A 6726-nucleotide genomic window follows, 5' to 3' on the forward strand; every position below is an offset into this window, starting at 1 on the left:
CATGGGAGTCCGAGGGCGGAGCCCCCGGCGCCGTGCCCTGGGCCTGCCCGTCCCGCGCGCTGCCGCGTCGTGCGCATGCCTGTCCCGCGCGCCGGTGCGTCGTGCGCATGCCGGTCCCGGGCGCCGGTGCGTCGTGCGCATGCCGGTCCCGGGCGCCGGTGCGTCGTGGGCTTGGCAGTCGTGCGTGCCGGTGCGTCGTGGGCTTGGCGGTCGTGCGTGCCGGTGCGTCGTGGGCTTGGCGGTCGTGCGTGCCGGTGCGTCGTGGGCTTGGCGGTCGTGCGTGCCGGTGCGTCGTGGACCTGCCCGTTGTGCGTGCCGGTGCGTCGTGGACCCGCGTGTGCTGCGCGCCGAGATGCCCTGGGCCTACGTGTCGCAGTCCAGCACCGTCCGGCACAGCCCGCACCGCGCTCGCACCCGGCCCTTCACCGGCACCCGGATCCGCTGGTGGCAGGTCGGGCAGGAGAAGGACACGCGGAGGCGGCCGGAGGGGTCCGGGGCGAAGGCGTAAGGCGCCTCCGGCGCGACGGCGTGGACGTGCCGGCGGTCATGGGCATACCGTCGGCGCCCCGCCCAGCCGGCCGCGGTCAGCGGCGGCTGCTGCTCGTCCCGGCGGGCCCGGGCCATCCCCCTGACGTACGCCTCGTAGGCCTGCGGGCTGGTGAACCACACCGACGGGTCCTCGCCGAACAGCAGCGCCCGCTTGGCCAGGACGTAGCCGAACTCCTCCGGCGTGAGGTAGCCCAGTTTCTGCGAGGAGACCCCGTCCTCCCGGTAGGCGTCCAGCAGCAGCCAGCCGGCGCCGAGGTAGGTCGTCACCGTGTCGGTGAGGATCTCGTTCTCCGCAGTGGTGGGGAAGGCCAGGTCCAGCCGGTGCAGGTAGACGTGCGCGACCTCGTGGGCGAGCGCCGCGCCGATGTCCCTGCGGTGGGTGCGGAAGCGGTCGTTCAGCTCGACGAAGTACTCGGGGCCCGCCGTCAGTTCGACATTCGCCGCATGCGTCATCTCCCGGAAGCCCACGATCAGCCGCGCGTCCGGCAACCGGAAGTGCCGCACGATCTCGCGGGCCACCCGCTGCGCTCCCAGATGCAGGTCGTCGGTGTCGCAGAAGGCCACGTCGGCGGGGAGCACGCTGGTCGAGAACGTCTGGACGGTGGTGTAGGACAGCCGCCGGTACAGCGCGGTGATGGCCTCCCGCACCGTATCCAGGTGCGGGAAGCCGTGCTGGACCGGTCCGCCGTTCGCCACGTCCACACCCCCAAAGACGCCGGAACTTCCCTCCACTGTAGGCGGGACGGACGGCCGCCACACGGACGGCAGTGGGGCGCCGGCCGGTCCGGGGGGTGTCTCCGGCGGCGGTGAAGCCAGGGTCCGGCCGGGCACCTCCCGCCGGGCCCCCCACCCGGCGGTCGTCGCGGCCCGCCGGGGAGCTGCGCAGCGCGGTCCGCCGCGCGGCCGGCCGCAGCCCCAAGGACTACCTCCTGGGCATCCGCCTCGGCCGCGCGAAGGAACTGCCGGCCGCGACCGAACTGCCCGTCGCCGCCGTCGCCCGCCGGGTCGGCTACGACGACCCCGCCTACTTTCTCCCGGCTGTTCACCCGCCGCGTCGGCCTCGCCCCCGTCCGCTTCCGCGCCCAGCAGGGGCGCAGCGTCCCCGGCGGCTGGAGCGACCGCGTCCCCGACCCCGGGGATCCGCCGGTGATCCACTCCTCGGACACGCCCCGGCCGCCGGACCGCGAGCACTTAGGGTGGACGCCCATGACCACCAGCAACACCGGTACCGGTGACGTGGACCCCGGGGTCCGCCAGGAACTGGAGCGGCTGCGCGACAGCATCGACAACATCGACGCCGCCGTCGTCCACATGCTCGCCGAGCGTTTCAAGGCCACGCAGCAGGTCGGTCGGCTCAAGGCCGTGCACCAGCTGCCGCCCGCCGACCCGGCCCGCGAGGCCCGCCAGATCGAGCGGCTGCGGTGCCTCGCCGAGAACGCCAAGCTCGATCCCGCCTTCGCCGAGAAGTTCCTGAACTTCATCATCGCCGAGGTGATCCGGCACCACGAGCGCATTGCCGAGGACACCAACGGGCGCTGACCCCGGGGAAGCGGAAGCGGGCGCAGTGGGCGCAGAGGCGGGCGCAGAGGCGGGCGCGGAGGCGGGCACCGAGGGGCGGAGGCGCAGAACCGGACATAAGCCGTGTATCGATCCGCCTCTGTGCGCTGTCGGTCCCATCAGGCAGCATGGCCTGCATGTCCGCACTCACGCGCGATGAAGCGCAGCTTCGAGCACAGTTCCTCGACGTCCACCAGTACACGGTCGAACTGGACCTCACCACCGGGGACGAGACCTTCGACTCCCGCACCGTGATCCGCTTCGCCGCGCGGTCCGACGGGGACACGTTCGTCGAGCTGAAGCCCGCCGAGCTGCGCGGCGTCACGCTCGACGGACAGCCCCTCGACCCGGCGACGCTGCACGAGGACCGGCTGCCGCTGAGGAACCTCACCGCCGGCGAGCACGAACTGCGCGTCGACGCGGTCATGCGCTACTCCCGCACCGGGGAGGGCATGCACCGCTTCACCGACCCCAGCGACGGCGAGACCTACGTCTACACACAGCTGTTCATGGACGACGTCCAGCGCGTCTTCGCCGCCTTCGACCAGCCCGACCTGAAGGCCGTCTTCGAGGTCTCCGTCAAGGCGCCCGCGGGCTGGACCGTGCTCGCCAACGGCGTCACCGAGCACCGGGGCGAGGGCCGCTGGCAGGCCGCGCCCACCCCGCGGATCTCCACCTACCTGGTCGCCGTCGCCGCCGGCCCCTGGCACTCGGTGCGCACCGAGCACCGCGGACTGCCCTTCGCCATCCACTGCCGCCGCTCCCTCGCGCCCCACCTCGACGCCGACGCCGAGGAGATCCTCGACGTCACGCGCGCGTGCTTCGACCGCTACCACGAGAAGTTCGAGGAGCCGTACCCCTTCGACTCCTACGACCAGGCGTTCGTCCCCGAGTTCAACGCGGGCGCCATGGAGAACCCGGGCCTGGTCACCTTCCGCGACGATTTCGTCTACCGGTCCGCCGTCACCGACACCGAGCGGCAGACCCGCGCCATGGTCATCGCGCACGAGATGGCCCACATGTGGTTCGGCGACCTCGTCACCCTCAAGTGGTGGGACGACATCTGGCTCAACGAGTCCTTCGCCGAGTACATGGGCTACCAGACCACCGCCGAGGCCACCCGCTTCACCGGCCCCTGGACCGAGTTCGGCGTCACCCGCAAGGCATGGGGCTACGACGCCGACCAGCGGCCCACCACCCACCCGGTGGCCCCCGAGAACGTCGACGACACGGCCTCCGCGCTGCTCAACTTCGACGGCATCTCCTACGCCAAGGGCGCCTCCGCCCTGCGCCAGCTGGCCGCCTGGCTCGGCGAGAAGGACTTCCTCGCCGGCATCAACACCCACTTCGCCCGTCACAAGTTCGGCAACGCCACCCTCGCCGACTTCATCGACTCCCTCGCCTCGGCCACCGACCGCGACGTGCACGCCTGGGCCGACAGCTGGCTGCGCACCACCGGTGTCGACACCCTCACGCCGGTGATCACCGCCGCCGAGGGCACCTGCACGCTCACCGTGGACCGCGCCGGCAGCCGCCCGCACCGCCTCACCGCCGGCCTGTACGACCACGATGTCGCCGACGAGGGCCGGCTCGTGCTCCGTGAGCGCCACGACCTGGACGTCCCGCAGGCCGGCCCACAGCCCATCGGCAAGCGTCCCGCGCTGCTCCTCCTCAACGACGGCGACCTCACCTACGCCAAGATCCGCTTCGACGCCGAGTCCTTCGAGGTGCTGCGCGCCGGACTGTCCGGACTGCCCGACCCGCTCACCCGCGCGATCGTCTGGAACGCCCTCCGGGACGCCGTCCGCGACGGCGAACTCCCCCCCACCGCCTACCTGGAGACGGCCCGCGCCCACCTGCCGCGGGAGACGGACCTGGCCGTCGTCCAGGGCGTCCTCGCCTTCGCCTCCGGCCAGATCGCCGACCAGTACCTGCCCGCCGAGGAGCGCCCGGCCGCCCTGGCCACCCTCACCGCGCTCTGCCGCGACCTGCTGCGGCGCACCGAGGACGGCGACCACCCCGGCCTGCGCCTGATCGCCGTGCGCCACCTGATCGGCGTGGCCGCCCACCCGGAGCCCATCGCGACCTGGCTCGCCGACGGCACGGTGCCCGGGGGCCCGGAGCTCGACCCCGAGCTGCGCTGGCGCATCCTCGGCCGGCTCGCCGTGCTCGGCGCCACCGACGAGGCCGCCATCGTCGCGGAGCTGGAGCGTGACCCGAGCGCCACCGGCCAGGAGGGCGCCGCCCGCTGCCGGGCCGCCCTGCCCGACCCGGACGCCAAGCGCGCGGCCTGGGAGGCGATGTTCGTCGGCGACGACCTGTCCAACTACCTCTTCACGGCCACCGCACAGGGCTTCTGGCAGCCCGAACAGGCCGAACTGGTACGGGAGTACGTGCCCCGCTTCTACGAGGACGCGGTCGCCGTCGCCGCCCGCCGCGGCCCCGCCATCGCCGTCGCGGCCGGCCGCTGGTGCTTCCCGGCCCACGCCGTCGACGCGGAGAACCTGCGGCTCGGCGAGGCCTGCCTGGCCGAGGCCGACCCCACCCCGGCCCTGCGCCGCACCCTCGCCGACCGGCTCGACGACCTGGCCCGCGCACTGCGGGTGCGCGGCGAGGAGAGGGGGCAGTAGGCCCGGCGACGAAGAGCGCGGCCGGCCGGCGCCGGCGCTGCGGCACCCCGGTCACCCTCCTGGGCTCGGCGTCGGAACGATCCGCCGAGCCCAGGGAGGCACCATCGTGATCGTAGTGACCGGCGCGACCGGCAACGTCGGCCGTGCCCTCGTCGACCGGCTCCTCGCCGCCGGACAGCGCGTGCGGGCGCTGACCCGCGACCCGCGGCGGGCCGCAATGCCAGAGCGGGCCGAGGTGGTGCGGTTTGGACCGGAGGACCCCGCCGCGCTGTTCGACGGCGCGGCGAAACTCTTCCTGTACGCTCAGGCCGGCGACGCCTCCCTGCTGGAGGCGGCCCGCGCGCACGGCGTCCGGCACGTCGTCCTGCTCTCCAGCGGCATCGTCCGCGAGGGGGCCGACGAGACCCACCCCATCCACGTCCTGCACGCCGCCGCCGAGCGGCAGATCCGCGAGAGCGGACTCGCCTGGACGTTCCTGCGGCCCGACGCGTTCGCCACCAACGCCCTGCAGTGGGCACCGCAGATCCGCGCCGGCGGCACCGTCCGGGGCGTGTTCGCGAACGCCCTGTCCGCACCCATCCACGAGGACGACATCGCGGCCGTCGCCGAGCGCGCCCTGCTCGACGACGGGCACGAGGGAGCCGTGCACCGGCTCACCGGACCCGAGGCCGTCAGCAACGCCGAACAGGTCGCCGCGATCGGTGCCGTCCTCGGCCGGGAGCTGACGTTCGCCGAGGCCGACCCGCGCGAGACCGGCGCGGAACTCTTCCCGCACGTGCCCCCGCAGATGCTCGAACGGCTGCTGCAGACCTTCGCCGAGACGGTCGGAGTGCCCCCGGAGATCACCGGCACGGTCGAAAAGCTCACCGGCACCCCGGCCCGCACCTTCACCCAGTGGGCCCGTGACCACGCCGGGGACTTCGGCGCGCAGCGGTCTTGAGGCGGCGGGCCGCGGTCAGTCGAGTTCGGGAGCGCGTCGGGGCTTGCGGGCCCTGACGGTCGCGGTATGCCGGGGACTTCGGCGCTGGTCAGCAGGGAGGCGGCGGCGGGCCGCGGTCAGTCGAGCTCGGGAGCGCGTCGGGATGTGCGGGCCGGGACGGTCGCCGTGCGCCGAAGGTCCGGGTACGCGGTGGCTAGGAGGCGGCGGGCCGCAGCACCGCCCGTCGTACGCCCGGTTCGCGCGGCCCCGGCCGGCGGTCGGCCCCCGTGGGTCGCGCGTCCGCCTCCAGGGCGAAACCGAGCCGCTGCAGGAAACGTTCCCCGGGCCGCCAGCCGGACGGCACCGTCGCCGTCACCACCGACGCCCCCTCGGCACGCTCCAGCAGGGAGACGGCCAGGGCCAGACCCAGGCCACGCCCGCGCGCCCAGGGCGCCAGCAGGAACAGGCCGACGGCCACCGCACCCGGCTCCGGATGGTTGCGCACCGCGTCGACCACGCCCGCCACCACGCCGTCGCGCTCCAGCACCAGCAGCACCTTGTCGTCGGGGCTCGCGCCCTCCGGCAGCGCGTAGAACAGGCTCTGCACATCGCCGGGCCCCGACGGCAGGCCCGTCGCCGCCACGAACCAGTCCTCGCACTCCTCGAACAGCCTGAGCAGGGGCGCCTCGTCCGCCGGGCCGAGCTCCCGCACCAGCACCCGCTCGCCGGGCACGTCGATCATCCATGCGTCAACCATCCGACCGAATGTAGCCGCGCAGGGTGACCTTTCCCCTGTGTTTTCCCCGCACGGGATTACCCACTTCGGGTCTCGCTCGTTGGACTTTCGGGACAGGTGGCCCCCTTCCCGTACAAGCTGGAAGTCCACTCGCGAGCCGGGACGCCGGCGGACCGCTACCGCACCCCGACCGCAGGCCCGCCCGGCCGCGTGTCCCGCGTCCCGTCCCCAGGACAGCCATGAGCGGAGGAGAGCCGATGCGTACGCCGCCCCTCGCCTCGGGACCCGAGGGCCCCGACGCCCTGCGACCCCTCCTCGACACCGTGCTCGACGCC

General features: G+C 73.8%; 5 protein-coding genes and 1 pseudogene. 4 read left to right on the forward strand and 2 right to left on the reverse strand.

Annotated features, from left to right (window positions below; translation table 11 throughout):
- Nucleotides 1-363: 363 nt before the first annotated feature.
- Nucleotides 364-1245, reverse strand: coding sequence for a hypothetical protein (locus ACLU3S_RS20735; protein ID WP_413953402.1), 882 nt, complete (start codon nucleotides 1243-1245; stop codon nucleotides 364-366).
- Nucleotides 1246-1421: 176 nt separating this feature from the next.
- Here ACLU3S_RS20735 and ACLU3S_RS20740 point away from each other — a divergent pair.
- The 4 genes and pseudogenes from ACLU3S_RS20740 to ACLU3S_RS20755 all read left to right on the forward strand — a co-directional run.
- Nucleotides 1422-1701 (forward strand): annotated as a pseudogene (locus tag ACLU3S_RS20740) (helix-turn-helix transcriptional regulator); the annotation flags it as partial.
- A gap of 54 nt (nucleotides 1702-1755) precedes the next feature.
- Complete coding sequence (locus tag ACLU3S_RS20745) at nucleotides 1756-2088, forward strand: chorismate mutase (protein WP_413953407.1); 333 nt, start codon at nucleotides 1756-1758, stop codon at nucleotides 2086-2088.
- A 155-nt stretch (nucleotides 2089-2243) separates the two neighbouring features.
- Nucleotides 2244-4736 carry an aminopeptidase N gene (gene pepN / locus ACLU3S_RS20750; protein ID WP_413953403.1) on the forward strand — a complete coding sequence of 831 codons (2493 nt, stop codon included), beginning with the start codon at nucleotides 2244-2246 and terminating at the stop codon, nucleotides 4734-4736.
- A 106-nt stretch (nucleotides 4737-4842) separates the two neighbouring features.
- Complete coding sequence (locus ACLU3S_RS20755; RefSeq protein WP_413953404.1) at nucleotides 4843-5676, forward strand: NAD(P)H-binding protein; 834 nt, start codon at nucleotides 4843-4845, stop codon at nucleotides 5674-5676.
- Nucleotides 5677-5869: 193 nt separating this feature from the next.
- Here ACLU3S_RS20755 and ACLU3S_RS20760 read toward each other — a convergent pair whose 3' ends face one another.
- Complete coding sequence (locus ACLU3S_RS20760; protein WP_413953405.1) at nucleotides 5870-6412, reverse strand: GNAT family N-acetyltransferase; 543 nt, start codon at nucleotides 6410-6412, stop codon at nucleotides 5870-5872.
- Nucleotides 6413-6726: the final 314 nt, after the last annotated feature.

It is taken from the genome of Streptomyces sp. AF1A (genome assembly GCF_047340315.1).
Classification (GTDB): domain Bacteria; phylum Actinomycetota; class Actinomycetes; order Streptomycetales; family Streptomycetaceae; genus Streptomyces.

What these genes read in the sequence shown, in the direction of transcription:
- ACLU3S_RS20745 (WP_413953407.1), top strand. Translation starts at nt 1,756, where the DNA reads ATGACCACCAGCAACACCGGTACCGGTGACGTGGACCCCGGGGTCCGC.
- pepN (WP_413953403.1), top strand. Translation starts at nt 2,244, where the DNA reads ATGTCCGCACTCACGCGCGATGAAGCGCAGCTTCGAGCACAGTTCCTC.
- ACLU3S_RS20760 (WP_413953405.1), bottom strand. Translation starts at nt 6,412, where the DNA reads ATGGTTGACGCATGGATGATCGACGTGCCCGGCGAGCGGGTGCTGGTG.